The organism is Jannaschia faecimaris (assembly GCF_900107415.1).
GTDB lineage: Bacteria > Pseudomonadota > Alphaproteobacteria > Rhodobacterales > Rhodobacteraceae > Jannaschia > Jannaschia faecimaris.
In genome coordinates, this window is sequence record NZ_FNPX01000001.1 from 49,478 (window position 1) to 75,249 (window position 25,772).

The following is a 25,772-nucleotide window of genomic DNA, read 5'->3' on the forward strand; positions in this document are numbered from 1 at the left end:
CACCTGACACGGGCCGCGCCATGCCTATCGCTCAGCCGAAGTAATCCGCCAAAATCCGCCCGTAAATCGCCTTCAATTGGTCGATCTGCTCCACTCGGACCCGCTCGTCCACGGCATGCATCCGGTGGCCGACCAATCCGAATTCCACCACCGGACAGTGGTTCTTGACGAAGCGCGCATCCGACGTCCCCCCCGTGGTCGACATCTCGGGCACCCGGTTCGTCTCACGCTGAACGGCACGGGCCACCATCTCCGACAGCGGTCCGGGCGGCGTCACGAAACTCTCTCCCGAAATCTTCACCTGCATCTCGACCGCGATGCCCGACTCCTCGGCCACGCGGTCGGCCTCGGCCCGCAGCCAATCGCTTAGCCCGGCACCCGAATGGGAATCGTTAAAACGGATGTTGACCGTCGCGCGTCCTTCGGCCGGGATTACATTCGTCGTGGGGTTGCCTACGTCCATCGTCACCACGGCAAGGGAGGAGGCATCGAAATGCTCCGTCCCCCTGTCCAACTCGTGCGCAGATAGATCGGCCATCAACCGCGCCATCGCCGGAAGGGGATTGCGCGCAAGATGCGGATAGGCGGCGTGCCCCTGCTGCCCCTTGAAGGTGAACCAGGCGTTCAACGAGCCGCGTCGTCCGATCTTCATCATCTGGCCCATGTAATCCGGGTTCGTCGGCTCACCCACCAAACACACGTCCAACCGCTCACCCTGCGCGGTCATCCAGTCGAGCAGGGCAATGGTCCCGTCGGTCGCATCCCCCTCCTCGTCCCCGGTGATCGCCAGAACGATGGCCCCGTCGGGTGGTGTATCGGTCACGAAATCCACGGCGGCGGCGGCAAAGGCGGCCACGCCCGATTTCATGTCCGTCGCTCCGCGCCCGTAAAGCCAACCATCCTCGATCTCGGCCCCGAACGGGTCCTTGGTCCAGGCGTCCAGATCACCTACCGGCACCACGTCGGTATGCCCGTTGAATCCGAAGGTCCGGGCGTGCCCCTTCTTGCCCCAGCGCGCGTAAAGGTTCGAGGTGCCATTCCGGTCCACCCGCGTGCAGGTGAACCCGGCCCCGGCCAGCAGCTCCTCCAGCAGGACCAGCGCCCCGCCTTCCTGCGGCGTGACCGTCGGGCAGCGGACAAGGTCCTGCGTCAGCGCGACCGGATTAATCATCGCCGTCCCCGTCGTCATCCGCGGGCATCCCCTCATCCCCTTCGCGGAACACGGTCGTCTGCGCGACAACCACGGAATTCTCGCGAAGGGCACGTGCCATCATCTTGCGTTCGTCCACCTCGATGTCGTGACCCTCGTCCTCGCGTTCCTCCAACGACCCGTACCCGGTCACTTCCAGCACGTTCAGATCGGCGGTCTTCAGAACGGCCACGGTTTCGCGCACGGCCTCGTCCTCATCCACGCCGCTGGCGTAGCACATCAGGGCAGCACCGGTTGCCTCCTCGGGCAGGCCATCGCCGGTCTTGCGACCGACCTCCACCAGCAGGGTGTAAACGAAATGCGGACGTTTGGGTTTTTTCTCGGACATGGGCACGGGTGTCCGCCGCAGCTTGGCCCATGTCAACCGGAGCGAAGGCAAAACGCCGCCCCTGAAAGGAACGGCGCATGCCACGTCGAATGGAAATCAGGTCAGTTTCGTACGGCGCGGACCCCGAAGATCAGCAGGCAGGCCCCGGCGATGCCCACGAACAACTGCGGAATCCAGCTGTTGGCGGCATAAATGCCGATAAGCGACAGGATCGTATTCAGAACCACGGCCCCGACGATCCCCAGGACGATGTTCAGCAAAAGACCGGTATCGGCCTTCATGATCATGCTGGCGATCCAGCCGGCAAGGCCGCCGACGATGATTGAAGCGAAAATTCCAAGACCCATGATCCGGTCCCCCATGTGGTGTGCATCCTTGACAGAACGTCGCAGGGGCTGGTCCGGTTCCCTGATTTGACAGGTTGCGCAGACACACCCATTTAACACCCATGCCCCGAAACGCGCCCCTGATCGAAGCCCGCGACCGCAAACGCACGATGGCGGACTATGACGCCCTGCCGCCTGCGCTGCGCGATTGGCTGGCCGGCGCGCGGATGCAGTGGGAACCGCGCTCGGCCCACCGCGCTTGGCGCAAGGCGCTGTGGAAGGGCTTGGGCCGAACCCACGTCGCCCGCGCCCACATGGACGCGCTGGAAGAGGCCGCTCTGCGAAAACAGGCCCCGCCAGACTAGGCACCGTCACCGCTTTCAAAACACTCGGGGGGAGGCGATGCCCCCACCCGCGCCCCTCAGTCGCGCAGCAATTCGTTGATGCCCGTCTTCGACCGCGTCTGCGCATCCACGCGCTTGACGATCACGGCGCAATACAGGTTCACCCCGTTCTTCGACGGCATCGACCCCGAGACGACCACAGAATAAGGCGGCACTTCACCATAGGTGAACTCGCCCGTCTCGCGATCCACGATCTTGGTCGATTTGCCGATATACACACCCATTCCGAGAACAGACCCCTCGCGGACAATGCAGCCTTCGACCACTTCCGAACGCGCTCCGATGAAGCAGTTATCCTCGATGATCGTCGGCCCGGCCTGCATCGGCTCCAGAACACCACCGATGCCCACGCCGCCCGAGAGGTGCACGTTCTTGCCGATCTGCGCGCACGACCCGACCGTGGCCCAGGTATCAACCATCGTGCCGCTATCGACATAGGCCCCGAGGTTCACGAACGACGGCATCAGCACCACGCCCGGCGCGATGTACGCCGAGCGGCGCACAATGCAGTTGGGAACCGCGCGAAATCCGGCACTTTCCCATTTCGCTGCGTTCCAGCCTTGGAATTTGCTGTCGACCTTGTCCCACCAGCTGCTGCCCTGCGGGCCACCCGACTGCAATTCCATATCTTTCAAACGGAACCCCAGCAGAACCGCCTTCTTGGCCCATTGGTTGACGTGCCAGTCACCGGTGGCCTGCTTCTCGGCCACCCGCAGCGCGCCAGTATCCAAAGCATCCAGCGTCGCTTCGATGGCGTTGCGTGTCTCGCCAGTGGTCTGCGACGTTATCTGGTCGCGTGCCTCCCAAGCGGCTTCGATGGCGGTCTCAAGCTGTTGGTTCGACATGTACGGCCTCGTCTGACGGATATGCGGGTCTGAATTGACTGAACCGCTCTTATCCGCCCACCCCGCACGGGGCAATCCCGACCGGCCGAGCTTCCATTGATGGGGCACCATGTCCTGAGGCCATCCATAGCGCCTCGGCTTTGCCTGATTGCCCTGCTAGGCTTGCTGAAATCCAACTCGAGGACATCATGACCGACGCCCCCCGCCACCCGCTGCGCCACTCCGGCGAAGACCGCACCACTGCCCGCGATGTCCCCGACACGCCACAATCCCGCAACCCCGCCTATCGCCTGGCCTTCGCGGACGAGGATTTCCTCTGCCGCGACGATCTGCGGCCCGTCCGGCTGCAACTGGAGCTGATGAAGCCCGAGCTTCTGATGGACGAGGCCGAAATCGTCTCGACCGTTGTGCTGTTTGGCGGCGCGCGCATTCCGCGGCCCGAAAACAAGGGCAACGCCCGGACCGAAACCCTGCGCGACCTGACCGTCCAGTACGACGAAGCGCGGCGCTTCGCCAAACTGGTCACCGAGCATTCCATCGCCACCACCGGCGGGCGAGAGAACGTGATCGTCACCGGCGGCGGACCCGGCGTAATGGAGGCCGGCAACCGCGGGGCCGCCGACGCAGGCGGCCGCAGCATCGGCCTCAACATCGTCCTGCCCCATGAACAGGCCCCGAACGAATTCGTGACACCCGACCTGTCGTTCAACTTCCACTATTTCGCTATCCGCAAAATGCACTTCCTGATGCGCGCCTCGGCGGTCTGCGTCTTCCCCGGCGGTTTCGGCACGCTGGACGAACTATTCGAGTCGCTGACCCTGATTCAAACCGGTCGCATGGCCCGCGTGCCATTCCTTCTGTTCGGAGAGGCGTTCTGGCGCTCGATCATAAACTGGGATGCCTTGGAACAGGCGGGGACCATCGGGGCCGAAGACCTGAAACTATTTAATTTCGTCGAGACGGCCGAGGATGCACTGGCGTTGATGGAGGACTGGCCCCACCCGCGCACCCGGCGCGAATTCGAGCGCTGAAGGGGGCCAACCCCCTCGCCGCAAGCGGCTCACGCCCGGGATACTTCGGGCAAGAGGAAGAAGGAATCATGGCCGCATCTGACGTCGGCCTGACGGGGCGGGCGGCGGGCACCTACCCCTTTCGCGGTTATGAGCATCCCCATGAGCCTCGCGCCGACGCCTTGTAACCTAGGCGTAGTCCAACCGGTTGTGCCTTCCTCTTGCGCCAAGTGTCCCGGGGGTTCGGGGGCAGAGCCCCCGTCTACTCGACCACGTAGTCCACGAACTCCGTGCGTTGGATAAACGGGTGCAGATTATCGTCGGAAATCATTGTGATGCGGATGCGACCCGACACGTCCTCCCAGACTTCGAGTCCTTCGAGGTTGTCATGTACGCCGATCCCAGATTCCAGGACCAGCCGTTCATCGCCGCCCGTCAGGTCAAAGCTGCGCACACGCGTTCGGAAGCCAAGAAGCGCGAAGTCCCGCTCCAAAACGTAAAGCCGCCCGTCCGGCCCCACGTCTGCTCCCGATACAAGGTATCGACCATCTCGCCGCAGGCTGAAGGGTTGCGTCCAGGATGCCCCGTCATAGCGTGACACCGGGAAGGGCACATCAAGCCCGCCCGACCGTTCTGGAATTGCGTAGAGCCGGCCACCTGCATCCGCGGCCAGCGCCTCCAGCCCCGAATTGTGCTGCAATGCCTCGAATCCGTCGTCCTGCGTGAACCGCTCCGGCGGGGCGGCAATATCGATGTGCCGCATCACGCGGTGCGTGCCCTCATAGGCGACATAGAAGATGCCGCCCACCTCGGCGATGGCTTCCGCGTCCCGCTCGCCCCGCTTCAAATCGTCCCCGGTCGACCGCAGGAGCGGGCCGCGCGCCAACATCTCGAAGCCAGTGACCTTGCCCGCCGTGTCCCGCGCCAGAACCCCGCGCACCCAATTGCCCCGGTCCGACAGCAGCAACGTCTCGGCCCCGTCGGGGCCAAGCCAGATCGCCGAATACCCGCCCCCGCCATCGAACCCCGGTGCCCAGACGTAGGACCCCAGGAATTCGGCGGCAGGCGCGGCGGATCCGGCGCTCAGGCCTAGCGCGAGGAGAGGACCGAGGCGCATTGCTGAGGCAGATCAGCCAGCGTGTATTCGCGGCGTGGACGCGGTGGGGGCGCATTCGGGTCGGGCGGCGGCGGGTTGAGGATGTTGTTGACCCACTCCTGCGCTTCGGCGCAGCCGTCGCCCGGCGGCGGGGCCGCCTGGTTCTCGCAGCCCCGCGCACCGGCCGGGCAGGAAATCCGTACATGCATGTGGTAGTGGTGGCCGTACCAGGGCCGGACCTTGCGAAGCCAGGACCGGTCGCCCGTCTCGGTACGGCACATCTCCACCTTGGCACCGGGAAAAATGAAGATGCGGGCCGTCCGCGGATCCTGTGCGGCGCGCTTGACCAGCTCGTGCTGGCCTCGCGTCCAGCGGTCGTTGACGAAGGCCCCGTTGGCGCGCCGCATGGAAATGGCCGAGATATTCTCCCGCTCACGCGACGACAGGTTCATCCGCGACGTGGGGTAAAGCCATACATCCGCGTCCAACCCGATCTGGTGGCTGCGGTGCCCGCTGGTCATCGGCCCGCCGCGCGGCTGGCTCATGTCACCGACATAGACGCCGGCCCAGCCGATCCGGTTCATGTGCCGGCCAAGGTCCTGCACCAGATCGACCAGGTCAGGGTGCCCCCAGTTGCGATTGCGCGACAGGCGCATCGCCTGCCAGCTGTCACCTGTTTCAGGCAACTGCACCAGGCCAGCCGCGCACCCGCGGGCATAGCTTCCGAAGGGCTCGGACGGTTGTGCCGATCCGGCGCGAGCCGCCCCGAACTGCGTCTTGGCCAGTTGTGCCTGTGCCGGCAGGGCCATCATCAGGACAAGGCAGGCGGCGATGGTGCGGATCATGGAATACGTTCCCCCTCGGGCTTAACCCAGACTAGCAGGATCAGGCCTAATATGAACAGACCGACCACGGGTAAAACCCCGATCTGCTGGCTCCCCGAAATCAGCGTCACGACGCCGATCAAGGTGGGGGCAAGGAAGGCCGTCGCCTTGCCCGCCAGCGCGTACAATCCGAACCCCTCGGTCACGTGATCGATGTGGACAAGACGTACCAGCATTGTCCGGCTGGACGCCTGGAGCGCGCCGCCCGCCGCCCCGATGATCGCGCCCAGCACATAGAACACGATATCCGGCAGGACCGACCCATCGGCCACCGGCAGCAGGAACACGGACGTCGGCGTCACCGAAACGATGGCCAGTGACACGACGATCAGCGTGACGACGCAGAGCACAATCACCGGCTTCGGCCCGCGCGCCCGATCCATGCGCCCGCCGGCCCAAGCAAAAACGGCACCGGTTACGGCCGCCAGGATGCCGAAAACGCCGATAGCCGTAGTCGACCAGCCCAGCACCCCCGCCGTGTAGATCCCGCCGAAGGTGTAAAGACCCGCGAGTGCATCACGGTACAGCATCGACCCGCCCAGATACGCCGTGAACGACGGCCGCGCAGGAAGTGACCGAACCGTCTCCCGTAGGCGGCGCAGGCTGACCGACACCGGCGTGATCGTCTCGGACACGCGGCGCACGGGCTTCACCCACAAGAAGAACGGGACCATGAATACGATGTACCAGACCGCGGTGAATGGGCCGACCAGGCGCGTGCCCTCCCGCATATCCGGATCCAGCCCGAACAGGGGCGGGATGCCGATCAACGTCACACCCGAGGCATTCTCGGCGAAAAGCGTCAGCATCACGATCAGCGACAGCACGCCGCCCACGTACCCCAACGCCCACCCCGAGCCGGAAATCCGCCCGATCTCTGACAGCGGGCCCAGCGTCGGGAGCATCGCATTCGTGAAGATCGTGGCGAACTCCATTCCGATCAGGCCGATGCAGAACACCAGCAGGACTGGCCATACCGTTTCCGCCCCCGGCACAGCGAACCATAGTGCCGCAGCGCCGATGACATACAGGACCGAAAACGTCTTGATCCAAGCCAGGTGCCGCCCAGAGGCATCGGCCATCGCGCCGAGGATCGGGGCACAGACAGCCATCACAAGGCCAGCCAGGCCGACCGCGAACCCGAAGACCGACTGTGCCTGAACCGGGTCGTCCATGACCGCGCTGGCGAAATAGGGGCCAAAAATGAAAGTTAGCAGCAACGTGTTATAGGGCTGCGACGCGAAGTCGAACATCATCCAGCCACGGACGCGACGCTTCAGCGCGATATCAATCATTCTTGAAATTCCCCAGGTGCTGTGACGACCTTGGGGGGGATTACGGACCCGTGCAACACGGGCGTGACGGCGGCGGGCTAGATTACCGGGGGAACGTGACCTTCCGGCACGTCCACAGCATCCTGCGGCGGCCAGGGCCGCGTGCCCTCCGTCGCGATCCAGCCCGCGACCCAATCGGGCAGCGCGGGCGACGGCCCATCATATCCGATCTCGCGCGCCACCTCGACCGGCTCGACCGTGCCGGCGCGCGACGTGACCGCGGTGCGCAACAGGGCCTGCGAGGTGCAGGTGCCCTTCACCCACATCGACTGCACGATATAGACGAACTTGTGATCCCAGCCGACGCAGCGCGTGCGCATCTCGATCTTCTGGAACGCGGTGACGCGCCGGCGATAGCGCACGCTGGCCCCCGCCACCGCGAGACCCCAGCGCCTGCGCCGGAGCGCACCCGACAGGCCCATCCGCTGCCCGGCCGTAAAGCGACCAATGTCATAGAATGTCAGGGTCCGCCCGTTGTTCAGCTCCAGAAACCCGTCCAGATCCCAAGGCAGGCAATGGTGATGCGAGACATGAAGGTCGGTCAGGCCCATGGGCGGGGCGACGCGGGTGCGCCAGAGTTGCCAGGCGAGGCGGATGAAAGGATACATCCTTCGCGTGTTGACCTTGTCGCGACTTGCGTCAACCACGACCACGCGTAAGCTTGTGCAGCGCGGTCCTTGCCCCTAGATCAGGGGCACAACAGACAAGGACGTCCCATGATCACGCTTATCAACATCGCATTGCTGCTCCTCAACGTGGCGTGGTGGTTCGCCGTGGCGCATATCGTGATGTCCTGGCTGATCAATTTCGGCGTCCTCAATCTGAACCAGCCGATCGTGGCGCAACTCTGGGATGGTCTGAACCGCATTCTGGAGCCTGCGTATTCGCGCATTCGCAGCATCCTGCCCAGCATGGGTGCATTGGACCTGGCCCCGCTGGTGTTCATTCTCGCGATTATCATCGCGCAGATGGTGTTGGGCGACCTGCGGTTGAACCTGCTGACCTAAAGGACAGCCGCCGTCGGGCACATCATGCAATCGGCTACCTGCGTGCGCTCCACGTTCTGAACAGCAAACCCGGTCAGGATTGCCGCCGCCAGCAAGATGATGCGAATTTCGTGTTTGCAAATCATGGCACACCTCCACCAAGGTCTTAGGATCACCGACCCGCGTGGGCACTTGCAAATCACATCGTGGTGACGGCATCTTCCCGCGCATGAACGATCACATCAGCACACACGAGGCCGAGGAGGACGCCCGCAACGCGGACATCCTGATCTGGGTCGACGGCACACTGAAGCACCGGAACGAAGCCGTCGTCTCGGTCTATGATTCCGGCTTCATGCTGGGCGATGGCGTCTGGGAGGGCCTGCGCCTCTACAATGGCCGGTGGACCTTTCAGGACGAACATATCGCCCGCCTGTTTGAGGCTGCGAAAGCCATTGATCTGGACATCGCGATGACCCCGGATCAGGTCATCGCCGCCATCGAGGAAACCCGCGCCGCCAACGGCTTCACCACGGATGCCCACGCCCGCCTGATGGTCACGCGCGGGGTCAAGCGCCTGCCGTTCCAGCACCCGCGCCTGTCCACACGCGGTCCGACCATGGTCATCATCATGGAGCACTCGAAGCCAAAGATCCCACGTCCCGTGAATCTGGCCACCGTTCCGCATCTGCGCGGTCTGCCGATGACGCAGGACCCGAAGCTCAATTCCCATTCCAAGCTGAACTGCATTCTGGCCTGCATCGCCGCCGAAAAGGCCGGCGCGGACGAAGCCCTGATGCTCGACGTGCATGGGTTCGTGAACACCACCAACGCCTGCAATTTCTTCATCGTGCGAAAGGGCACGGTTTGGACCTCCACCGGCGACTACTGCATGAACGGCATTACCCGTCAGAAGGTGATCGACCTGTGCCATGCCAACGACATTCCCTGCCTGGAGTGTAACTTCTCCCTCGTCGACACATATGGCGCGGACGAAGCGTTTCTGACCGGCACTTTCGGCGCACAGACGCCAGTCGGCATGGTCGACGGGCGCGTGATCGGCACGGGTCAGCTTGGCCCGGTGACCGAGCGTCTTCGCGCGCTCTACAAGGATCTGGTCGGCGCGTGACCCAGCCCAAGCCCTGCTGCCCCGCGCGCACACAACACCCGAAAACCCGAGTTGACCGTGCGCCCAGTGACGTCAGACGCAGATCGCCCGCTGGTCACCCGTGGATCACCGACCCCTCAAAACGGGTTTTGATATGAAGATCGTCGCATGGTCCGGCCCAAGAAACCTGTCCACCGCCATGATGTATTCCTTCGGCAACCGCCCCGATTTCGAAGTCATGGACGAGCCGTTCTACGCTGCCTACCTGGCGCAAACCGGCATCGACCATCCCATGCGCGGCGAAATCCTCAGCAATCAGTCGTTCGATCCTTCGGCGGTCGCCGCGCTCTGCGCCGCGACGCCGAAAATCCATTCCTATCAGAAGCATATGGCCCACCACATGGTGCCAGGTATCCCGCTCGATTGGGCCAGGGATGCCGTGCACCTGCACCTCATCCGCCACCCGGCCCGCGTCATCGCCAGCTATGGTGCCAAGCGTGATCAGATCACCGAAGCCGACATCGCCTTCGCCGCGCAAGCCACGCTTTACGATCGTATCGGCGGACTGATCCTCGACACCGCCGACCTGAGGGACAATCCGCGGGGGATGCTGGCAAAACTCTGCGCTGAACTCGGAATCTCCTTCGACGAATCCATGCTGGAGTGGCCAGCAGGCGGGCACAGGGCCGACGGGATCTGGGCTGCGCATTGGTACAACGCCGTCCACAAATCGACTGGCTTCGCAGGCCCCGAAGGCCCTCTGCCCCGGGTCAAGCGTGACGACCTTCTGGCCGCCGCCATGCCGTTCTACGCCGCGATGAAGGCCCGCGCGATTCAGCCCTGATCGGCCCCGAACTGCATTCTGTGCAACTGCGTGTACAGCCCGCCGCGGTCCAGCAACTCGTCGTGCGTGCCCCGTTCCACGACCCGCCCCTTGTCCAGCACAAGGATCTGGTCCGCCTCGCGTATCGTGGAGAGCCGGTGCGCAATCACCAGCGTCGTGCGGCGTTGCGACAGACGGCTGAGCGCCTCCTGCACCAATCGTTCCGACTTGGTGTCGAGCGCACTCGTCGCCTCGTCCAGCAGCAGGATCGGCGTATCTCTCAGCAAGGCCCGCGCAATCGCTACCCGTTGCCGCTGACCGCCTGACAGGTTCGACCCGCGCGGCCCGGCCTGCGTCTCCAACCCAAGGGGCAGGTCGGCCACGAACTCCGACACATGCGCCGCATCGAGCGCGTCCTTCAACGCCGCTTCGCTCAAGTCCAAGCGCCCTAGCAAAAGGTTCTCGCGCAGCGTTTCATCGAACAGAAGCGTATCCTGTGACACGACCGAAAACAGGCCCCGCAGATCGCCAAGCCGATACGCCTGCACATCGCGCCCCCCGATCGTCACCTGCCCTGTCTCGGGGTCGACCATCCGGGTCAGAACGTTGAACACGGTCGACTTGCCCGCACCCGACAGACCGACCAACGCCGTCGTCGTACCTGCTGGCACGGTAAAATCCACCCCGCGAAGCACCGGGTTGTCACCATAGGCCAGATGCACGTCACGAAACACCACGTCGGTCGATGCGGGCCGCGCTTCGGCCGGGGTGACCGGATCCACGATGGTCGGCACCGTATCCCGCAAGGCGTAGATCCGCTCCAGTGAAGCGTTCATCGTTTGCCAGGCACCCGACATGTTCGCCAAGCGGCGCAGCGGTTGGAACGCCAGGGACATGGCCGTGAAGAACGCCATGAACTCGCCCACTGTTTTCTCGCCCGCGATGATCTGCGGCCCCCCAGACAGCAACACCGCGAAGAACCCGAAACCGATCGCGAAATCCACCAACGCGGGCACGGTCGCCTGGCCCGCCTGTGTGCGGATCGTCGCGCGCACCATATCGTCGGTTGCGACGCGGAACCGGTCCTGCTGATAAGCTTCCATCGCATTGAGCTTGATCGGCGTGATACCATGGAAAATCTCGTCTAATCGAGTCGTGCGCCGCCCGGCAATGTCGCGCAGCCTGAAGGCCTTCTTGCGGATATAGCGCTGCACGATCAGGCTGGGCGCGACCAGCAGCGGGGCACCGATCACCGCGACGGCGGTCCAGACCGGATCAACCGAGAGCGCCACAACCATCAGAGAAATCAGCCCCACCGCGTCACGCCCCACGCCGGTGATCAGCTGTACCCACATCGTCTGGATAGCCTGCACGTCGCCCTGAACCCGCTCGATCAATTGACCCGGGGAATTCGCGCTGAAATACGCCGCATCCAGCCGCAGCACGTGGGACAGCAGATCCTGTTGAAGGCTGGAAGAGGCGGTGAAAGCGACGCGCGCCATCACGATCCGTTGCGCCACACCGGCGACGCCGCGCACCACGAAGAGCGACAGGATCGCGATGCCGACCCAAGTGACGGCATCGGCGCGGCCTTCGACAAAGACCAGGTCGAACATTGGCTCCAGCATCCAGGCCAGCACCCCGACCGTGCCGCCCTCGACGCTCATCAGCAGGGCACCCAGAACGATCCACCAGAGGTGACGCCGCAGATAGCCGCGCCAGAGGCGCGCAAAGGGATGGGCCGGGGTTTGCAGGAAATGCCTCGTTCGGTTTTGCGGGACTTACCGCAGGCAGGGGCTAGGCGGCAAGCGCGGGGAATGGCATGGGGTGCCTGCGGCCCCGGAACCGGGGCGGGGGGATCTATGGAATACAAAGCCAATCAAGGGTTCCAAACGCCGGCCCGAACCGATCGGGCCGGCCCCATGTCGCCCCATATGGAATGGGCCAGCGCATGAACGCGGGTATCGCGATCCTGACGTTGGCCTATGTTCTAAGCCAATTCTACCGCGCATTTCTGGCCGTTCTGGCCCCCGAGTTGACGGCCGATCTGGGCATCGACGCAGCCACGCTGAGCCGGGCGTCGGGCATCTGGTTTCTGGTTTTCGCGGCGATGCAGCTGCCGGTCGGCTGGGCGCTTGATCGGCTCGGGCCGCGCCGTACCGCCGCGGTTCTGCTGGGCGTCTGCGGAGGCGGAGGTGCCATGGTGTTCGCGGCCGCGACGCAAGGGTGGCATATCGACTTGGCGATGGGGCTGATTGGTGCCGGCTGCGCACCCGTGCTGATGGCCAGCTACTTCATCTTCGCGCGCGTCTTCTCGGCCCGCGTCTTCGCCACGCTTGCGGGCGTGCTGGTCGGCGTCGGCAGCCTTGGCAATATCGCCGCAAGCGTTCCGATGGGCTGGGCGGCGGAGATCCTAGGCTGGCGCGGTGCGATGCAGGCACTGGCTGCATTGACGGTGGCGACGGCGGTCGGGTGCTGGCTGATGGTGCGCGACCCCGATGGGATCACTGGCGGCAAGCGCGGATCGCTTCTGGATGTGCTGCGGATCCGGGCGCTTTGGCTGATCCTGCCGATCCTGCTGGTGAACTATGCGCCTGCCGCCGGGCTGCGTGGACTTTGGGTCGGGCCTTACGTCGCGGATGTATATGGCGCGGCCCATGTGGGTACGGTCACGCTGGTGATGGCGGCAGCGATGATCGTGGGCAACTTCGCCTATGCGCCGGCCGACCGCATCTTCGGCACGCGCAAGTGGATCGTGCTGACCGGCAATCTGTTGGGCGCGGCAATGCTGGGTATTCTATGGTGGGTGCCGGTGCCCGGATTGGTCGCCAGCACGCTGCTGCTGGCCGCGATCGGGGCTCTGGGAGCAAGCTATGCGCTATGTATTGCGCACGGGCGCGCGTTCTTCCCGCCGCATCTGACCGGGCGTGGCGTGACGCTTCTGAACCTGTTCTCGATCGGGGGCGTCGGCATCGCGCAGTTCGCCACCGGTCCGATTTTCCGCGCGGCGGGCGGCGGGCTGGCCGGATACCAAACCTTGTTCGGCGTGTTCGCACTGGTCCTGCTGGCCGGTTGCGCGATCTATGCGTTCTCGCCGGATTCGCGGGACTGAATATCTCGAAGATCAATGCCTGACGGCGACGGCCCGACCTCTGTCGGCCATGACGCTTGCCCCTGCACCCCAACAGGTATAACCCCCGGCGCGCTCCCAAACCCTTCGGAGGATATGATGGGCTACAAGGTCGTCGTCTGCGGCGCCACGGGCAACGTGGGTCGTGAAATGCTGAACATTCTGGCCGAGCGCCAGTTCCCCGTCGATGAAATCACGGCGCTCGCGTCGCGTCGGTCGCTGGGAACGGACGTCAGCTTCGGCGACAAGACCTTGAAAACAAAAGACCTGGAGACATTCGATTTCACCGGCTGGGACATCGCATTCTTCGCCATCGGGTCAGATGCCACCAAGAAATATGCGCCCATCGCCGCCAAGGCGGGTTGCATCGTGATCGATAACTCCTCGCTCTATCGCTACGACGCGGATGTGCCGCTGGTCGTGCCGGAGGTGAACCCCGAAGCCGTGGACGGCTACGCCAAAAAGAACATCATCGCGAATCCCAACTGCTCCACCGCGCAGATGGTTGTGGCGCTTAAGCCTCTGCATGACCGCGCGCGCATCAAGCGGGTCGTGGTCAGCACATACCAATCCGTGTCGGGCACCGGCAAGGAGGCCATCGACGAGCTCTGGGATCAGACCAAGGGCATGTACGTCCCCGGTCAGGAGCGGGAGCCGAAGGTCTACACCAAGCAGATCGCATTCAACGTGATCCCGCACATCGATGTCTTCATGGACTCGGGTGAGACCAAGGAAGAATGGAAGATGGTCGCCGAGACCAAGAAGATCGTGGATCCCATGATCAAGGTCACCGCGACCTGCGTGCGCGTTCCGGTGTTCGTCGGCCATTCGGAAGCGATCAACATCGAGTTCGAGGATTTCCTGGACGAGGACGAGGCGCGCGATATCCTGCGCCAGGCCCCCGGCGTTCTGGTCGTCGACAAGCGCGAGGACGGCGGCTACGTCACGCCGGTCGAATGCGTTGGCGACTTCGCCACCTTCGTCAGCCGTATCCGGCAGGACAGCACGATCGACAACGGCCTGAACATCTGGGTTGTCAGCGACAACCTGCGCAAGGGGGCCGCCCTGAACGCCGTGCAGATCGCCGAAACGCTGGTCGAACGGGTGCTTAAGAAGCGCTGACCTCATTACAAGGGCTGACACGGTCGCCCCGCCGCGCGAAACTGGCCCCCGGTATCAAAATCGGGGGCCTTTTCATGCGCTGCAGTCTTCTTACAACGTTTCTCACGCTGCCGGGTCTGGCTTGGGCCGCTGATGTCCCGCTTCCGGCACCTGTCACCGAAGCGGAGATCTACCTGCAGGGGGCGACGTTGCACCGCTCTGGCTCGGTGGAGCTTCCGGCGGGCAGCCATCGCTTGCTTGTGCCCTATTCGGATGGCAGCGGCCTGCCTGATATCGAATTGGCCGGCGCGACGCTCGGGGCGGTCGAGGTCCTGCCAAACGCCGTGGCCGACGGTCGCATCTACCTGACGGAGACGCAGCAAGCAGCTTATGACGCGTTGCTGGCCGCGCGCGAAGCGGGGTCCATCGCCCAAGACGCCCGCCAGCGCGCCGACGCCGCAGTAACCGCGGCGGAAGATCAACTGGCCTTCCTGCGATCGGTCGGTGGCGATTCCCTGACTTCGTTGGACACCGAGGCGATGCTGAACACTTTCGAACTTCTGGGCACGCGCGTGCAAATGGCCGAAATCGCCCGCACAGATGCCAGTGTCGCCCTGCGCGAAGCGACTCGCGCGGTGGAGGAAGCGGGCCGCCGGACCGCGCAAGCGCAACTGGACCTAGAGGCAACCGGCGCACAATTGGGCAGCCTGTCGCTGATGGCGGTGGGCCTGACCATGGCCGAAGCTGGAACCGTCGACCTGAACATGGAATATTTCACGCCGGGGGCGGGCTGGGGCACGCGATATGACCTGAAGCTGGGCGCGGACGACATGGTGACGCTGGACCGCAAGGTGGAGGTCTGGCAGCGCGCGGGCCTGCCCCTGATCAACGTGGCCATTACCCTCTCGACGGCTGATCCCTTCGCTCAAACGGCACCGCAGGAGGTCTATCCCAACCAGGCGCGGTTGCAGCAGGACGAAGAGATCATGCAAAGCGGGGCGCTAAGGCGCATCGCGCCGGGCACCATGGCCGAGGCCGATTTCGCGGCGGCACCCGAACCGGTGGTTGTCGCACAGGCCAACTTCGACGGTCCCGTCGTCACATATGATTATCCCACGCCAGTGACTCTGCCAGTGGGCGGGCGCGTGACGCTCGCCTTGGATTCGCACAGGCTCGACGCGCGGGTGTTCAACCGCGCCAACCCCCGATTGGACGACACCGCCTTCCTGATGGCGGAAGTCACCAACTCCACCGGAGAGCCGCTGCTGCCCGGCCCCGCAGTCATCTACCGCGAGAACAGCCGCATCGGCGAGACCAACCTGCCCCTGATGCCCGCGGGCGATGAGGTGGAGCTGGCCTTTGGTCCACAGCAGCACCTTCGGCTTGAGTTCGTGCGACTGGAGAATGCGACGGGCGACAGGGGTCTTTTCTTCACCTCCGGTACGCGGCGGCAGGACATGGTGTTCCGCGTCCGCAACCTGTCGGACACGACCGAGGCCGTGGAGGCGCGTTTCGCATTGCCCTATTCGGAGGAGGAGGATCTGGAGGTCTCCGTCACCCCGCGCCCCGCCCCCGACGCGCGCGACGTGGAGGACCAACGCAGCGTCGCGCAGTGGAACCTGGAGGTTGCAGGCGGTGCCGATGTTTCCGTCGAGATCGGCGTGACGCTGGAATGGCCCGAAGGTAAGACGCTGATCTGGCAGCCGTGAAAATCGGCGGATGGGTCAGGAACGCTCCGCCCGCAGGACTTCGCAGTCGGTCACCGTGACGACACCACAATGCGGCTCAACCACGGCAAAGGCAGCGTCGAGCAAGGTGTCCAGACGCTCGGCCCGCACGATGCAGACAACCGAGACCATGCCCCCCGCGACCGAAAGATAGATCGCCAGCCCAAGGGTCAGGTTGAAGGGGAAAGTCACGCCCTGAAACGGCGACGCGATGAAGCTGGCGATCCAGGTCAGGCCCTCGGTCCCGGTGATCCAGTCGATTGCAAAGCTACCGATCAACAGGACGATGGAGCCATTGAGCAGGATTTCCCGCCACAGATCGCCGTCAACCGGGCGACCCGCCCCCGACCGCGCAACCAGCCAGAGCGCCGAGAGGATGACCGGGGCCTCCATAACGGCGGCAACCGCGACCACCCTGCCATCATAGACCAACCCCGCGCCGTCCAGCCCGGACGTGCCCGCGACGAAGGTCACGATTAAAATGACCCGTAGTGCGGGGCGACTGCAGCCGCATCCAGCGCCGACAACCGCGTCATCACCTGCAACAGGGCATAGGCCCCGAGCGGCAACGCGAACGACATGATCGCCCCTGCCGCTATGGCTCCGATCAACGTGATCTAAAGCCCGGCCTCGTTGACAGCAACGCCACCGTTGAATCCGATCGCGAACAGCAGGTAGATCGACATGCCCTTCGCAACCGTTTCGGGAATGGAAAGGTCGGATCGGGCAAATGCCGCAAACAGCCCCAGCGCAAACGACAGAATGATGGGGAACTTCAGGTTCCCCACGGCAAGATCTACCAGATCCATCGTCTCATCCTCTCACGCAGATCGCACTAACGGTCGCTTGTGGGAGTGATGACACTCGGACAGCAAGCCCTAGATCTGCGAAAACCTGTCGGTGGCGGCATCATACCCCTCCAGCGTACCTTCGACGATGTCGTTCCACAGACCGTGCAGCGCCAGGTTGCCCGCCTGAACCGCGTCGACAACAAAGGGGAACGTCATCAGATTGTCGATCGAGGTCAGGACAGCTTCCTTTTCCAACGCTTCGCGTCGTTCGGCGTCGTCGGGGATGGCCTGCACCTTTTCCCATCCGGGACGAAGCAGGTCCATCCAGCGACCGACGAAGCTGTCCTTGGCCTCCAGCGCCGGGGCATTGCCCGAACACATCTCGTCGCAACCTTTCACACCGCCGCATTGCGAGTGCCCCAGTACCATGATCTGCGACACCTTGAGCGATGTTACGGCGTATTCGATCGCCGCCGACGTCCCGTGTCGCAACCCATCAGGCTCGTAGGGCGGAACCAGGTTGGCGATGTTTCGGTGAATGAAGAACTCACCCTGTTCGGCCCCGAAGATCGAGGTGACATGCACCCGGCTGTCACAGCAGCTGATGACCATCACGCGCGGCCGTTGGCCTTCGGTCGCCAACCGGCGATACCAGGCGGCGTTGTCGGCAAAGGTCGTCGCCTTCCAGCCATGGTAGCGTTGAACCAGCGATCCGGGCAGGGGTCGGGTCGGGCGCATGAGTCGTCTCCTTCAGGCTGGCCGCTTCTAACCGCTTACTTGAATGGAATTCGAGCGATTTCTAAGCTTGATCGCCGAAAGGTCGCCGCGGTTTCGCCCCGTTCCGACAGCACCTTGTGCCCAGAGGCCGTGGGGGCATCTGATCTGGGACTGAAAAGACATGACAAATAACATCGTTAGGCTGCGCCCGACCGAGACCGTGAAATTTGATCACGACACGCTCGCCGCTCTGTGCGCGTCCGAAGGACAGCATGCCGAAACCACTATCACCAACGCCTTGGAGGAGGTAGGGACCCTGATCTCCGTAATCGGCACGCAAGGTGGCTATTACGAAGGGTTGCACCGCAGTTGCACTCAATTGCGCCGGGTCGCCGACCGGGTCGGCATGACGACCATCCACGACGGGGCCGAGGCTGTCCTGAACTGCATCGCGCAGGGGAACCGGGTCGCCTTGGCCGCTTGCACCGCACGTCTGGTACGCCTCGGGGAACCAAAGCAGGTCGGGGATTGGACGATGCAACAGACGCCGGATACCGTTGCCTGACAGCGACGCCCGAGAAAGACGCCGCTGTCGCGCCGCAGACCTTGCGGCGCAGGGTCCCTGCGTTATCCTGTCCTCCGCCGCCGCTCCGCGCTGCCGAGGATTGTATGACACCCAAGTTCGCCCCCCCCGACACGCGCGCCATCCCGGTCCGGATCGTGACCTCCGCCGGCTTCGACACCTGGCTTGGCACCCAGGACGAGGTTGTCCGCGACTGGATTCAGGCCAATGGCTTTGACGGCGGCGCAGGCCAGATCCTGCGCCTGCCGGCACCCGATATGTCAGTGGCCCGCGTCCTGGTGGGATGGGGCGCTGCAAAGGATCGCGCGCGAACGCGGTTCCTCATTGCCAAGGCGGCAGAACAGCTGAAGTCGGGCACCTACACGTTGGACGGCGACCTGACCGCGAACGAGTTGGAGGAGGCCGCACTTGGCTGGCTTTTGTCGGCCTACAGCTTCACACGCTACAAGGGCGAGGCTGTTGATGGTGCGCAGCTGAAGGCACCAAAGGGCATTGATGCCTCTCGGCTGGAGGCAATTGCGGCGGGTGAGTGCCTGACGCGCGACCTGATCAACACCCCGGCCAGCGACATGGGCCCCGCCGAATTGGAGACCGCCGCACGCAATCTGGCACAGGCCCACGGCGCGGCTATCCACGTGACCGAGGGCGACGACCTGCTGGACGCGAATTTCCCGATGATCCACGCAGTCGGCCGCGCCTCCAACCGTGCGCCACGCCTGATCGACATGAACTGGGGTACCGAAGGCCCGCATGTCACGCTGGTCGGCAAGGGCGTCTGCTTTGATACGGGCGGCCTGAACCTGAAGCCCGGCGCGTCGATGGGCCTTATGAAGAAGGACATGGGCGGGGCGGCTACCGTTCTGGGCTTGGCCTCGATGATCATGACAACAGGCACCAGACTGCGCCTGCGCGTCCTGATCCCCGCCGTGGAAAACGCGGTGTCCGGCAACGCATTTCGTCCAGGCGATATCCTGACCGCACGCAACGGCCTGACGGTGGAGATCAACAACACCGATGCCGAAGGACGCCTGGTGCTGGCGGATGCGCTGGCGCTGGCCGATGAGGCCCCGGCCGATCTGATGATCTGCATGGCGACGCTGACCGGGGCGGCCCGCGTGGCGGTCGGCCCGGACCTTGCGCCGTTCTACACAGACGACGACGCGCTCGCCATGGCGCTGGCGCAGGCGGGCAAGCGCGTGCGTGATCCCTTGTGGCGGATGCCTCTCCATCGTCCGTACGAAACCATGATCGAGCCGGGGATCGCCGACCTGGACAATGCGCCCAGCGGCGGGTTCGCGGGCAGCATAACCGCCGCGCTGTTCCTTGACCGGTTCGTCAAGGACACACCGCGGTTCGCGCATTTCGACATCTTCGGCTGGAACCCCACTGCCGCGCCCGCGCGGCCCAAGGGCGGCGTCGGTATGGCGGCGCGCGCCATCTTCGACGCGCTTCCCAAGGTCTTGGACACATGAACGCACACGATCCAAGGATGACGCCGGCCAACGGCCACGCCGCCGCGCACGAGCTGCGTGGCGTGGTCGAGGCGACACGCTACGTAAAAGGCACGGTCCGCACTGTGCAGCAGCCGCTAGTCAATCTTTCAGAGAGTCCACGCGGCGAGCGGTCCAGCCAGCTTCTGTTCGGAGAGGCCTTCCGGGTCATCGACGAACGTGACGGATTCGCCTTTGGCCAGAGCCTGCGGGACGGATACTGCGGCTATGTCATCTCGGGTGCCCTGACACGGCAAGATGCCGCGACACATTGGGTCGCGGCCCCAGCGACTCATCTTTATCCCAAGGCCAGGCTCAAGGCCCCGCCCGAGGTTGCGATTTTCTTCGGCAGCCACGTACGGGTCACCTCGGACCTCGGCGATTTCAAGAAAATCTCGACCGGGCACTTCATCCCGACCGGCCACCTGCAAAATCTGCGCGCCCGGTTCTCGGACCCGGTGGGCGTCGCCGATATGTTCCTGGGGACGCCGTACCTTTGGGGGGGATCATCGCGCTGGGGCATTGATTGCTCGGGGCTGGTTCAGACGGCGCTGATCGCCTGCGGACTCGACTGCCCGCGCGATAGCGATCAGCAACGCGGCGTCGGGCGTGAATTGCACCGGGAGGAGCCGTTGCAGCGGGGTGACCTGATCTTCTGGCAGGGGCACGTGGGCATGATGTCGGACGCAACGACGTTGCTGCATGCCAACGCCCACCATATGGCCGTCGCCTATGAGCCGCTGAGCCAGGCCGCCGCCCGGATTTCCGCAGGGGCGAGTGGAACCGGATCTGGCGAGATCGCCATGCGCCGGCGACCCGAGCTCGGCCGTTGACATTGTAAGGGGGCAGAACGCCTCTCTTGACTCGCGCCGGCTGGGGGCCGTGGGTCATCGTTTTGTCACGCAATCACTCGACAGACCGGATCAGTTTGCGCTCCAGAACACGCAGAACTGTCTTAAGGTCCTGCCCCCGACGCAGGATGCGACCGTCCATGCCGACAACGCAATACAGGCCGTGCTTTGCGGTCATCTTCGGGCGCTTCTCGATTCGGTACATGGGTTGTTCCGCCGTGCGCCGGAAGACCGAGAAAATCGCGACCTCCTTAAGCGAGGATATCCCGTAGTCCCGCCATTCGCCTGCGGCCACGAACCGCCCATAAAGCGAGAGGATGATCGACAGTTCCGACCGTTGGAAATGGACATTGTCCTGGGCGTGGGGAATCGGGATGGGCGCGTTCATTCCCTGAACGTGGCCCTGCAATTCTGCCATGACAAGGTACGGGGCAGCCCAAGTCGCAACAAATCGGCCAATTCGGCCACGATCATGTGGAAATCGGCAGTTCACCGTGCCTTGATCAGGCCATAAAAACACCCAGCGAAGACCATGGTCGTTCCCCGAATGCGCCGCGCAGCATCTGCATTCTGAACAGCGTAGGAGCGACTAGCTCACCCCCGAGGTGGCGATTCATAGCCCCCACCCGATCGTCGCTTCGGGGGGTCTACAAACCGGTCGAACCCCAGTTCCATCCGGTTCGAATAGAGAGGCCCCGTCCACCGGACGGGGCCGATCTGTTTTCCAAGGTCGGTGATCAGCTGCGGACAAGTTTCTCGTAGTCTTCGGAGATCGAACGAGTAAGCGATCCCACCTCGAAATTATAGTCGCCGATCTGACCAACTGGTGTCACCTCGGCGGCGGTCCCGGTCAGCCAGCACTGCTCGAAGCTTTCCAGCTCCTCCGGCATGATGTGGCGCTGGTGCACCTTGATCTGACGCTCCGCCAGCATTCCCAAGACAGTCTGCCGCGTGATCCCGTTGAGGAAGCAGTCGGGATCGGGCGTATGCACCTCCCCATCCTTGACGAAGAAGATGTTGGCCCCCGTCGCCTCGGCCACGTAGCCGCGATAGTCGAACATCATCGCATCCGAGCAGCCCTTTGCCTCGGCGGCGTGCTTGGACATGGTGCAGATCATGTAAAGGCCGGCGGCCTTGGCGGTATACGGCGCGGTTTCGGGGCTGGGCCGCTTCCACTTGGCGATATCGAGCATGGCCCCCTTCATCTTGGCGTCACCGTAGTAATTGCCCCAAGCCCAGACCGCGACGGCCATGCGCACCGGATTGCGCGAAGAGCTGACACCCATATCCTCGCCCGCACCGCGCCAGGCCAGAACGCGGATGTAGGCATCCTCCAGCCCGTTCGCCTTCATGGTCTCGTATTTTGCGGCCTCGATCTCGTCGACCGTCCATGGGATCTCCATGTCGAGCGCGCGCCCCGAAGCGATCAAACGTTCCGAATGCTTGCGGCTCTCGAAAATCTTACCGGAATAGGCGCGTTCGCCCTCGAAGACAGCACTCGCATAGTGCATCGCATGGGTCAGCAGGTGGACATTCGCGTCCTTCCAGTCGACCAGCTTACCGTCCATCCAGATTTTGCCGTCAAGTTCGGCGTAGGACCCAGCCATTGTGTTCTCCATCCCATTTATTTCACCAATATGCCCGATACGGACATAATATTGCGCAAAAACTAGCCGTGGCTAACAATCCGGCCTTGGAATGTCAACAAGGCTGACGTAATTTGATCCCAAGGGGGTGCCAATGGCCCAGGGACATAGCGACAACCTGCTGTTTCTCACGGATGAACAGCTGCGCCGCGCGATCGAGGCGATGTTCTTTGCCTATCGTGGGTTCACCGCCGACCCCGACCGCATCCTTGCAGACCTGAACTACGGGCGCGCGCATCATCGGGCGATCCACTTCATCCATCGCACGCCGGGAACCACGGTCAACAATCTGTTGGCGATTCTGGGCGTGACCAAGCAATCCCTGAACCGCGTGCTGCGCACCTTGGTCGAGGACGGGCTGGTCGACAGCCGCATCGGCGTACGCGACCGGCGCGAACGGCATCTTCACCTGACTGAAGCCGGCGAGGCATTGGAACGGTCGCTCTCGGATGCGCAGCGGGCGCGAATGCGCGCCGCGTTTCGCGAAGCCGGGCCTGCAGCCGTCGCTGGCTTCCGCGAGGTCCTTGAGCATATGATGGACCCTGAACTGCGCCGCTATTTCGCGGTCGTGAAGGAAGGCGACAAATGATCGACGAGGAGCCGAACGGCCATCAAGCCCATGTCTTGCTGGTTGACGATGATGAACGGATCCGCGGGCTTCTTCAGAAATTCCTGATGCGGAACGGCTATCTTATCACCGCCGCCCGCGACGCGGACCATGCCCGCCGCCTGCTGGCCGGATTAGACTTCGATATGGCAATCCTTGACGTCATGATGCCGGGCGACAACGGGTATATCCTGTGTGCCGAAATCCGCGAAGCCCGTGACATGCCGATCCTGATGCTTACCGCCAAAGGGGAAACCTCGGACCGGATCACCGGCCTCGAAGCGGGAGCGGATGATTACCTGTCCAAGCCGTTCGAGCCGAAAGAACTGCTTCTGCGGCTGAAAGCGATCCTTCGCCGCGCGCCTGCGGGCAGCGGCGGCGCAGTGCCCAAGACCCTGCACCTGGGAACGGCACGCTATGACCTTGACCGGGGCGAACTCCACCGCGGGCAGCACCCGGTCCGCCTGACGGCGACCGAAACAACACTGATGAGCGTGCTGGCGGCGACACCGCATGAGCCGGTAAGCCGCGCGGACCTTGTGGAAAAGCTTGGCCGCGACGGCGACATCTCGGGCGAGCGCGCGGTTGACGTGCAAATCACCCGATTGCGTCGAAAGCTCGAACACGACCCGAAACAGCCCCGCTATCTTCAGACGGTGCGCGGGGCCGGGTACATGCTTGTCCCCGATTGACGGCTCCTGCCGGACGCCGCCCCCGCCCCACGTATATTTCCTGAAACAGGGAGAGCCGCGATGACGCTTTTGTTGACACATCCCGACGCCGACTTGCATGAAAACCCACCGGGCCATGCCGAACAGGTGGCGCGGTTGGCATCGATCCGCCGAGCGCTGGCCGACATGGACCTCGCGCGGGAGGAGCCGGTGGAGGCGACCGACGTCGACCTGACCCGCTGTCACCCGCAGGACTATATCGACAGGCTGACGGCGGCCTCTCCGTCGGATGGCTGGGCGCAGCTTGATCCTGATACCTACCTTTGCCCGGGCACGGTGCGCGCTGCGCGTCTGGGTGCCGGGGCCGCGATCGGTGCCGTGGATTCGGTTCTGGGCGGTGCGCACAAGACCGCCTTCACAGCCATGCGCCCGCCCGGACATCATGCGGAAACGGCGAAGCCCATGGGCTTTTGCCTATTCGGCAACGTCGCCATCGCCGCGAAGCACGCACTGGATGTGCACGGGCTGGATCGGGTCGCTGTCGTCGATTTCGATGTGCACCACGGCAACGGAACCCAGGACCTGCTCTGGGACGAGCCCCGTACCCTGTTCGTGACCTCGCATCAGTCGCCCCTGTGGCCCGGCACAGGTGAGGTCGGCGACACCGGAGCCCACGACAACGTGATCAACGTGCCCCTACCGCCAGGATCGGACGGCAGTGTCTTTCGCGCCCGCATTCAACCCGCGCTGGACCGCCTCGATGCTTTCGCGCCGCAGTTTGTCATCATCTCCGCTGGATTCGACGCCCACCGCGAGGACCCGTTGGCCCAACTCAACTGGGACGAGGATGACTTCATCTGGATCACCGAGCGCCTCTACGATCTGGCCGATGCCCATGCCGGGGGCCGGGTGGTGTCCTGCCTGGAAGGCGGCTATGACCTCACCGCGCTTGCATCTTCGGTCGCAGCGCATGTGGATGTTCTGCGGAGGCGGGAAAATGGCGAATGACATCAACAACCTGAGCTTCGAGGAAGCCTTGGCCCAATTGGAGCAGGTCGTAACCCAGCTGGATTCGGGCGACGTCCCGCTTGAAAAATCGATCGAACTCTACGAACGCGGTGCCAAGCTGAAGGATCATTGCGACGCCAAGCTCAAAGCAGCCGAGGAGAAAGTCGCGCAGATCACGCTGGACGCAAAAGGCCAGCCGACCGGGGCCAAACCCGTCGAGGACATGTGAGCTTCGAGACCGCGCTCAAGACTGCGCAAGACGATATTCAGGCGACCCTGACCGACCTCCTGGTCGCGTTCGACGGTCCGGTAGGCGACGCAATGCGCTATGCCACCGGCGGCGGCAAGCGGCTGCGCGGGTTCCTTGTGCTTGAAACCTCGGCCCTGCTCGATGTCCCACGTGAACGTGCATTGCGCGCGGCGGCGGCGATTGAGGCCGTCCACGCCTATTCTCTGATTCACGATGACCTGCCGTGCATGGACGACGATAATCTGCGCAGGGGCCAACCGACCGTGCACCGCAAATGGAACGAAGCGACCGCCGTTCTGGCCGGTGACGCGCTTCAATCCGCTGCATTCGAATGGCTGGCCGCCCCCCTGACCCATCCCGACGCGAGTGTTCGCGCGGAACTCGTGCTGACACTGGCGCGCGATGCGGGGGCGACGGGTATGGTGTGGGGACAGGCCTTGGACATGGCCGCCGAAAGCGCCGAAGACCCCCTGACGCTGGAACAGATCACCGAGTTGCAGCGTCTGAAGACCGGTCGCTTGCTGGAATGGCCCTGCCGCGCCGGTGCCATTCTGGGTCAGGCCGACCCGGTCCACCTGCTGCGCTATGCCGCCGACATCGGCTTGGCGTTCCAGATTGCGGACGACCTGCTGGACGTGGAGGGCGAGGCGGCCACCGTGGGCAAGGCCGTGGGCAAGGATGCCGATGCCGGCAAGGCCACTTTCGTGTCGCTCATGGGGGCTGACGCCGCCCGCGACCGCGCCCATGCACTTGTGAAATCCGCACAAGACGTCCTTTTGCCCTTCGGGACCCGCGCTGCTACCCTTGCCGCCGTTGCCCGCTATGTGGTGACCCGCGATAAGTAGA

Annotated in this window: 29 protein-coding genes and 3 pseudogenes; 16 read left to right on the plus strand and 16 right to left on the minus strand. The window is 63.9% G+C overall.

Annotated features, from left to right (window positions below; genetic code table 11):
- Positions 1-31: 31 nt before the first annotated feature.
- The 3 genes from dapE to BLV27_RS00225 all read right to left on the minus strand — a co-directional run bounded on the left by dapE (position 32) and on the right by BLV27_RS00225 (position 1,885).
- Positions 32-1,171: a succinyl-diaminopimelate desuccinylase gene (dapE, locus tag BLV27_RS00215; protein WP_244504487.1), complete on the minus strand. Its 1,140-nt coding sequence runs from the start codon at positions 1,169-1,171 to the stop codon at positions 32-34.
- Positions 1,164-1,538: a hypothetical protein gene (locus tag BLV27_RS00220; RefSeq protein WP_092640517.1), complete on the minus strand. Its 375-nt coding sequence runs from the start codon at positions 1,536-1,538 to the stop codon at positions 1,164-1,166. Before BLV27_RS00220 ends, dapE begins: the two co-directional genes overlap by 8 nt.
- A 101-nt stretch (positions 1,539-1,639) precedes the next feature.
- On the minus strand, positions 1,640-1,885 hold the full coding sequence (locus BLV27_RS00225; protein WP_092641957.1) for a GlsB/YeaQ/YmgE family stress response membrane protein: 246 nt from the start codon (positions 1,883-1,885) through the stop codon (positions 1,640-1,642).
- Positions 1,886-1,986: 101 nt separating this feature from the next.
- Between BLV27_RS00225 and BLV27_RS00230 the strand changes: the two genes are divergently transcribed.
- On the plus strand, positions 1,987-2,229 hold the full coding sequence (locus tag BLV27_RS00230) for a DUF6525 family protein (RefSeq protein WP_092640520.1): 243 nt from the start codon (positions 1,987-1,989) through the stop codon (positions 2,227-2,229).
- A gap of 56 nt (positions 2,230-2,285) precedes the next feature.
- Here the strand turns inward: BLV27_RS00230 and dapD are convergent, their stop codons facing one another.
- The gene (dapD, locus tag BLV27_RS00235) at positions 2,286-3,113 is read right to left on the minus strand and encodes a 2,3,4,5-tetrahydropyridine-2,6-dicarboxylate N-succinyltransferase (RefSeq protein ID WP_092640524.1); all 828 of its coding nucleotides are present in this window, start codon (positions 3,111-3,113) and stop codon (positions 2,286-2,288) included.
- Between the two features lie 188 nt (positions 3,114-3,301).
- Here dapD and BLV27_RS00240 point away from each other — a divergent pair, with 188 nt between their 5' ends.
- On the plus strand, positions 3,302-4,144 hold the full coding sequence (locus tag BLV27_RS00240; RefSeq protein ID WP_092640527.1) for an LOG family protein: 843 nt from the start codon (positions 3,302-3,304) through the stop codon (positions 4,142-4,144).
- A 241-nt stretch (positions 4,145-4,385) separates the two neighbouring features.
- Here the strand turns inward: BLV27_RS00240 and BLV27_RS00245 are convergent, their stop codons facing one another.
- From BLV27_RS00245 to BLV27_RS00260, 4 genes are all read right to left on the minus strand, one after another.
- Positions 4,386-5,240: an esterase-like activity of phytase family protein gene (locus BLV27_RS00245; protein WP_092640529.1), complete on the minus strand. Its 855-nt coding sequence runs from the start codon at positions 5,238-5,240 to the stop codon at positions 4,386-4,388.
- Complete coding sequence (mepA, locus tag BLV27_RS00250; protein ID WP_092640532.1) at positions 5,213-6,064, minus strand: penicillin-insensitive murein endopeptidase; 852 nt, start codon at positions 6,062-6,064, stop codon at positions 5,213-5,215. Before mepA ends, BLV27_RS00245 begins: the two co-directional genes overlap by 28 nt.
- On the minus strand, positions 6,061-7,398 hold the full coding sequence (locus BLV27_RS00255; RefSeq protein ID WP_092640536.1) for an MFS transporter: 1,338 nt from the start codon (positions 7,396-7,398) through the stop codon (positions 6,061-6,063). Before BLV27_RS00255 ends, mepA begins: the two co-directional genes overlap by 4 nt.
- Positions 7,399-7,475: 77 nt before the next feature.
- Positions 7,476-8,045, minus strand: a complete 570-nt coding sequence (locus tag BLV27_RS00260; RefSeq protein WP_092641960.1) for an acyl-CoA thioesterase — start codon at positions 8,043-8,045, stop codon at positions 7,476-7,478.
- 108 nt (positions 8,046-8,153) lie between these two features.
- On the opposite strand from BLV27_RS00260, the gene BLV27_RS00265 reads away from it, so the two are divergent.
- On the plus strand, positions 8,154-8,444 hold the full coding sequence (locus BLV27_RS00265; RefSeq protein ID WP_092640539.1) for a YggT family protein: 291 nt from the start codon (positions 8,154-8,156) through the stop codon (positions 8,442-8,444).
- Here the strand turns inward: BLV27_RS00265 and BLV27_RS19965 are convergent.
- Complete coding sequence (locus BLV27_RS19965) at positions 8,441-8,569, minus strand: hypothetical protein (RefSeq protein ID WP_280140276.1); 129 nt, start codon at positions 8,567-8,569, stop codon at positions 8,441-8,443. The genes BLV27_RS00265 and BLV27_RS19965 overlap by 4 nt on opposite strands.
- Before the next feature lie 83 nt (positions 8,570-8,652).
- On the opposite strand from BLV27_RS19965, the gene BLV27_RS00270 reads away from it, so the two are divergent.
- Complete coding sequence (locus tag BLV27_RS00270) at positions 8,653-9,552, plus strand: aminotransferase class IV (RefSeq protein ID WP_092640542.1); 900 nt, start codon at positions 8,653-8,655, stop codon at positions 9,550-9,552.
- Positions 9,553-9,685: 133 nt separating this feature from the next.
- The gene (locus BLV27_RS00275) at positions 9,686-10,375 is read left to right on the plus strand and encodes a sulfotransferase-like domain-containing protein (protein WP_092640544.1); all 690 of its coding nucleotides are present in this window, start codon (positions 9,686-9,688) and stop codon (positions 10,373-10,375) included.
- Here the strand turns inward: BLV27_RS00275 and BLV27_RS00280 are convergent.
- On the minus strand, positions 10,366-12,021 hold the full coding sequence (locus BLV27_RS00280) for an ABC transporter ATP-binding protein (protein WP_092640547.1): 1,656 nt from the start codon (positions 12,019-12,021) through the stop codon (positions 10,366-10,368). The genes BLV27_RS00275 and BLV27_RS00280 overlap by 10 nt on opposite strands.
- 284 nt (positions 12,022-12,305) lie before the next feature.
- On the opposite strand from BLV27_RS00280, the gene BLV27_RS00285 reads away from it, so the two are divergent.
- The 3 genes from BLV27_RS00285 to BLV27_RS00295 all read left to right on the plus strand — a co-directional run bounded on the left by BLV27_RS00285 (position 12,306) and on the right by BLV27_RS00295 (position 16,294).
- Complete coding sequence (locus BLV27_RS00285) at positions 12,306-13,466, plus strand: MFS transporter (RefSeq protein WP_092640550.1); 1,161 nt, start codon at positions 12,306-12,308, stop codon at positions 13,464-13,466.
- A 117-nt stretch (positions 13,467-13,583) separates the two neighbouring features.
- Positions 13,584-14,606, plus strand: coding sequence for an aspartate-semialdehyde dehydrogenase (locus tag BLV27_RS00290; RefSeq protein ID WP_092641964.1), 1,023 nt, complete (start codon positions 13,584-13,586; stop codon positions 14,604-14,606).
- 74 nt (positions 14,607-14,680) lie between these two features.
- Positions 14,681-16,294, plus strand: coding sequence for a DUF4139 domain-containing protein (locus BLV27_RS00295; RefSeq protein WP_092640553.1), 1,614 nt, complete (start codon positions 14,681-14,683; stop codon positions 16,292-16,294).
- Between the two features lie 15 nt (positions 16,295-16,309).
- Here the strand turns inward: BLV27_RS00295 and BLV27_RS20085 are convergent.
- From BLV27_RS20085 to BLV27_RS00310, 4 genes and pseudogenes are all read right to left on the minus strand, one after another.
- Positions 16,310-16,453, minus strand: a pseudogene (locus BLV27_RS20085) (transcriptional regulator); the annotation flags it as partial.
- A gap of 78 nt (positions 16,454-16,531) precedes the next feature.
- Positions 16,532-16,786: pseudogene (locus BLV27_RS20090) on the minus strand (sodium-dependent bicarbonate transport family permease); the annotation flags it as partial.
- A gap of 2 nt (positions 16,787-16,788) precedes the next feature.
- Positions 16,789-17,121: pseudogene (locus tag BLV27_RS20095) on the minus strand (sodium-dependent bicarbonate transport family permease).
- A 69-nt stretch (positions 17,122-17,190) separates the two neighbouring features.
- Positions 17,191-17,841, minus strand: coding sequence for a carbonic anhydrase (locus BLV27_RS00310; RefSeq protein ID WP_092640556.1), 651 nt, complete (start codon positions 17,839-17,841; stop codon positions 17,191-17,193).
- A 160-nt stretch (positions 17,842-18,001) separates the two neighbouring features.
- Between BLV27_RS00310 and BLV27_RS00315 the strand changes: the two genes are divergently transcribed.
- The 3 genes from BLV27_RS00315 (at position 18,002) to BLV27_RS00325 (ending at position 20,726) form a co-directional block, all read left to right on the plus strand.
- A complete protein-coding gene (locus tag BLV27_RS00315) occupies positions 18,002-18,385 on the plus strand; it encodes a hypothetical protein (RefSeq protein ID WP_092640559.1) in 384 nt (127 codons plus the stop codon).
- A 104-nt stretch (positions 18,386-18,489) separates the two neighbouring features.
- Positions 18,490-19,875 carry a leucyl aminopeptidase family protein gene (locus tag BLV27_RS00320; RefSeq protein ID WP_092640562.1) on the plus strand — a complete coding sequence of 462 codons (1,386 nt, stop codon included), beginning with the start codon at positions 18,490-18,492 and terminating at the stop codon, positions 19,873-19,875.
- A 17-nt stretch (positions 19,876-19,892) separates the two neighbouring features.
- Positions 19,893-20,726: a C40 family peptidase gene (locus BLV27_RS00325; RefSeq protein WP_244504488.1), complete on the plus strand. Its 834-nt coding sequence runs from the start codon at positions 19,893-19,895 to the stop codon at positions 20,724-20,726.
- 73 nt (positions 20,727-20,799) lie between these two features.
- On the opposite strand, the gene BLV27_RS00330 is transcribed toward BLV27_RS00325, so the two are convergent.
- Together BLV27_RS00330 and BLV27_RS00335 are read right to left on the minus strand one after the other, a co-directional pair.
- Positions 20,800-21,132 carry a DUF2794 domain-containing protein gene (locus BLV27_RS00330; protein WP_092640569.1) on the minus strand — a complete coding sequence of 111 codons (333 nt, stop codon included), beginning with the start codon at positions 21,130-21,132 and terminating at the stop codon, positions 20,800-20,802.
- Positions 21,133-21,481: 349 nt separating this feature from the next.
- Positions 21,482-22,351 (minus strand): branched-chain amino acid aminotransferase, encoded by an 870-nt coding sequence (locus BLV27_RS00335; protein WP_092640572.1) that lies wholly within the window; start codon positions 22,349-22,351, stop codon positions 21,482-21,484.
- Positions 22,352-22,484: 133 nt separating this feature from the next.
- Here BLV27_RS00335 and BLV27_RS00340 point away from each other — a divergent pair, with 133 nt between their 5' ends.
- The 5 genes from BLV27_RS00340 to BLV27_RS00360 are packed head-to-tail and all read left to right on the plus strand — an operon-like array spanning position 22,485 to position 25,771.
- The gene (locus BLV27_RS00340) at positions 22,485-22,979 is read left to right on the plus strand and encodes a MarR family winged helix-turn-helix transcriptional regulator (protein ID WP_092640575.1); all 495 of its coding nucleotides are present in this window, start codon (positions 22,485-22,487) and stop codon (positions 22,977-22,979) included.
- Positions 22,976-23,689, plus strand: a complete 714-nt coding sequence (locus tag BLV27_RS00345) for a response regulator (protein ID WP_092640578.1) — start codon at positions 22,976-22,978, stop codon at positions 23,687-23,689. The genes BLV27_RS00340 and BLV27_RS00345 overlap by 4 nt, the downstream gene beginning before the upstream one ends.
- A 60-nt stretch (positions 23,690-23,749) precedes the next feature.
- Positions 23,750-24,676: a histone deacetylase family protein gene (locus tag BLV27_RS00350; RefSeq protein ID WP_092640581.1), complete on the plus strand. Its 927-nt coding sequence runs from the start codon at positions 23,750-23,752 to the stop codon at positions 24,674-24,676.
- Positions 24,666-24,905 (plus strand): exodeoxyribonuclease VII small subunit, encoded by a 240-nt coding sequence (locus tag BLV27_RS00355; RefSeq protein ID WP_092640584.1) that lies wholly within the window; start codon positions 24,666-24,668, stop codon positions 24,903-24,905. Before BLV27_RS00350 ends, BLV27_RS00355 begins: the two co-directional genes overlap by 11 nt.
- Complete coding sequence (locus BLV27_RS00360) at positions 24,902-25,771, plus strand: polyprenyl synthetase family protein (RefSeq protein ID WP_425283624.1); 870 nt, start codon at positions 24,902-24,904, stop codon at positions 25,769-25,771. The genes BLV27_RS00355 and BLV27_RS00360 overlap by 4 nt, the downstream gene beginning before the upstream one ends.
- Position 25,772: the final 1 nt, after the last annotated feature.

What these genes read in the sequence shown, in the direction of transcription:
- BLV27_RS00320 (WP_092640562.1), top strand. Translation starts at nt 18,490, where the DNA reads ATGACACCCAAGTTCGCCCCCCCCGACACGCGCGCCATCCCGGTCCGG.
- BLV27_RS00355 (WP_092640584.1), top strand. Translation starts at nt 24,666, where the DNA reads ATGGCGAATGACATCAACAACCTGAGCTTCGAGGAAGCCTTGGCCCAA.
- BLV27_RS00325 (WP_244504488.1), top strand. Translation starts at nt 19,893, where the DNA reads ATGACGCCGGCCAACGGCCACGCCGCCGCGCACGAGCTGCGTGGCGTG.
- BLV27_RS00290 (WP_092641964.1), top strand. Translation starts at nt 13,584, where the DNA reads ATGGGCTACAAGGTCGTCGTCTGCGGCGCCACGGGCAACGTGGGTCGT.
- BLV27_RS00255 (WP_092640536.1), bottom strand. Translation starts at nt 7,398, where the DNA reads ATGATTGATATCGCGCTGAAGCGTCGCGTCCGTGGCTGGATGATGTTC.
- BLV27_RS00220 (WP_092640517.1), bottom strand. Translation starts at nt 1,538, where the DNA reads ATGTCCGAGAAAAAACCCAAACGTCCGCATTTCGTTTACACCCTGCTG.
- BLV27_RS00315 (WP_092640559.1), top strand. Translation starts at nt 18,002, where the DNA reads ATGACAAATAACATCGTTAGGCTGCGCCCGACCGAGACCGTGAAATTT.
- BLV27_RS00280 (WP_092640547.1), bottom strand. Translation starts at nt 12,021, where the DNA reads ATGAGCGTCGAGGGCGGCACGGTCGGGGTGCTGGCCTGGATGCTGGAG.
- BLV27_RS00240 (WP_092640527.1), top strand. Translation starts at nt 3,302, where the DNA reads ATGACCGACGCCCCCCGCCACCCGCTGCGCCACTCCGGCGAAGACCGC.
- BLV27_RS00245 (WP_092640529.1), bottom strand. Translation starts at nt 5,240, where the DNA reads ATGCGCCTCGGTCCTCTCCTCGCGCTAGGCCTGAGCGCCGGATCCGCC.
- BLV27_RS00340 (WP_092640575.1), top strand. Translation starts at nt 22,485, where the DNA reads ATGGCCCAGGGACATAGCGACAACCTGCTGTTTCTCACGGATGAACAG.
- BLV27_RS00270 (WP_092640542.1), top strand. Translation starts at nt 8,653, where the DNA reads ATGAACGATCACATCAGCACACACGAGGCCGAGGAGGACGCCCGCAAC.
- BLV27_RS00295 (WP_092640553.1), top strand. Translation starts at nt 14,681, where the DNA reads ATGCGCTGCAGTCTTCTTACAACGTTTCTCACGCTGCCGGGTCTGGCT.
- mepA (WP_092640532.1), bottom strand. Translation starts at nt 6,064, where the DNA reads ATGATCCGCACCATCGCCGCCTGCCTTGTCCTGATGATGGCCCTGCCG.
- BLV27_RS00275 (WP_092640544.1), top strand. Translation starts at nt 9,686, where the DNA reads ATGAAGATCGTCGCATGGTCCGGCCCAAGAAACCTGTCCACCGCCATG.
- BLV27_RS19965 (WP_280140276.1), bottom strand. Translation starts at nt 8,569, where the DNA reads ATGATTTGCAAACACGAAATTCGCATCATCTTGCTGGCGGCGGCAATC.
- BLV27_RS00345 (WP_092640578.1), top strand. Translation starts at nt 22,976, where the DNA reads ATGATCGACGAGGAGCCGAACGGCCATCAAGCCCATGTCTTGCTGGTT.
- BLV27_RS00260 (WP_092641960.1), bottom strand. Translation starts at nt 8,045, where the DNA reads ATGTATCCTTTCATCCGCCTCGCCTGGCAACTCTGGCGCACCCGCGTC.
- BLV27_RS00285 (WP_092640550.1), top strand. Translation starts at nt 12,306, where the DNA reads ATGAACGCGGGTATCGCGATCCTGACGTTGGCCTATGTTCTAAGCCAA.
- BLV27_RS00230 (WP_092640520.1), top strand. Translation starts at nt 1,987, where the DNA reads ATGCCCCGAAACGCGCCCCTGATCGAAGCCCGCGACCGCAAACGCACG.
- dapE (WP_244504487.1), bottom strand. Translation starts at nt 1,171, where the DNA reads ATGATTAATCCGGTCGCGCTGACGCAGGACCTTGTCCGCTGCCCGACG.
- BLV27_RS00335 (WP_092640572.1), bottom strand. Translation starts at nt 22,351, where the DNA reads ATGGCTGGGTCCTACGCCGAACTTGACGGCAAAATCTGGATGGACGGT.
- BLV27_RS00265 (WP_092640539.1), top strand. Translation starts at nt 8,154, where the DNA reads ATGATCACGCTTATCAACATCGCATTGCTGCTCCTCAACGTGGCGTGG.
- dapD (WP_092640524.1), bottom strand. Translation starts at nt 3,113, where the DNA reads ATGTCGAACCAACAGCTTGAGACCGCCATCGAAGCCGCTTGGGAGGCA.
- BLV27_RS00225 (WP_092641957.1), bottom strand. Translation starts at nt 1,885, where the DNA reads ATGGGTCTTGGAATTTTCGCTTCAATCATCGTCGGCGGCCTTGCCGGC.
- BLV27_RS00330 (WP_092640569.1), bottom strand. Translation starts at nt 21,132, where the DNA reads ATGAACGCGCCCATCCCGATTCCCCACGCCCAGGACAATGTCCATTTC.
- BLV27_RS00310 (WP_092640556.1), bottom strand. Translation starts at nt 17,841, where the DNA reads ATGCGCCCGACCCGACCCCTGCCCGGATCGCTGGTTCAACGCTACCAT.
- BLV27_RS00350 (WP_092640581.1), top strand. Translation starts at nt 23,750, where the DNA reads ATGACGCTTTTGTTGACACATCCCGACGCCGACTTGCATGAAAACCCA.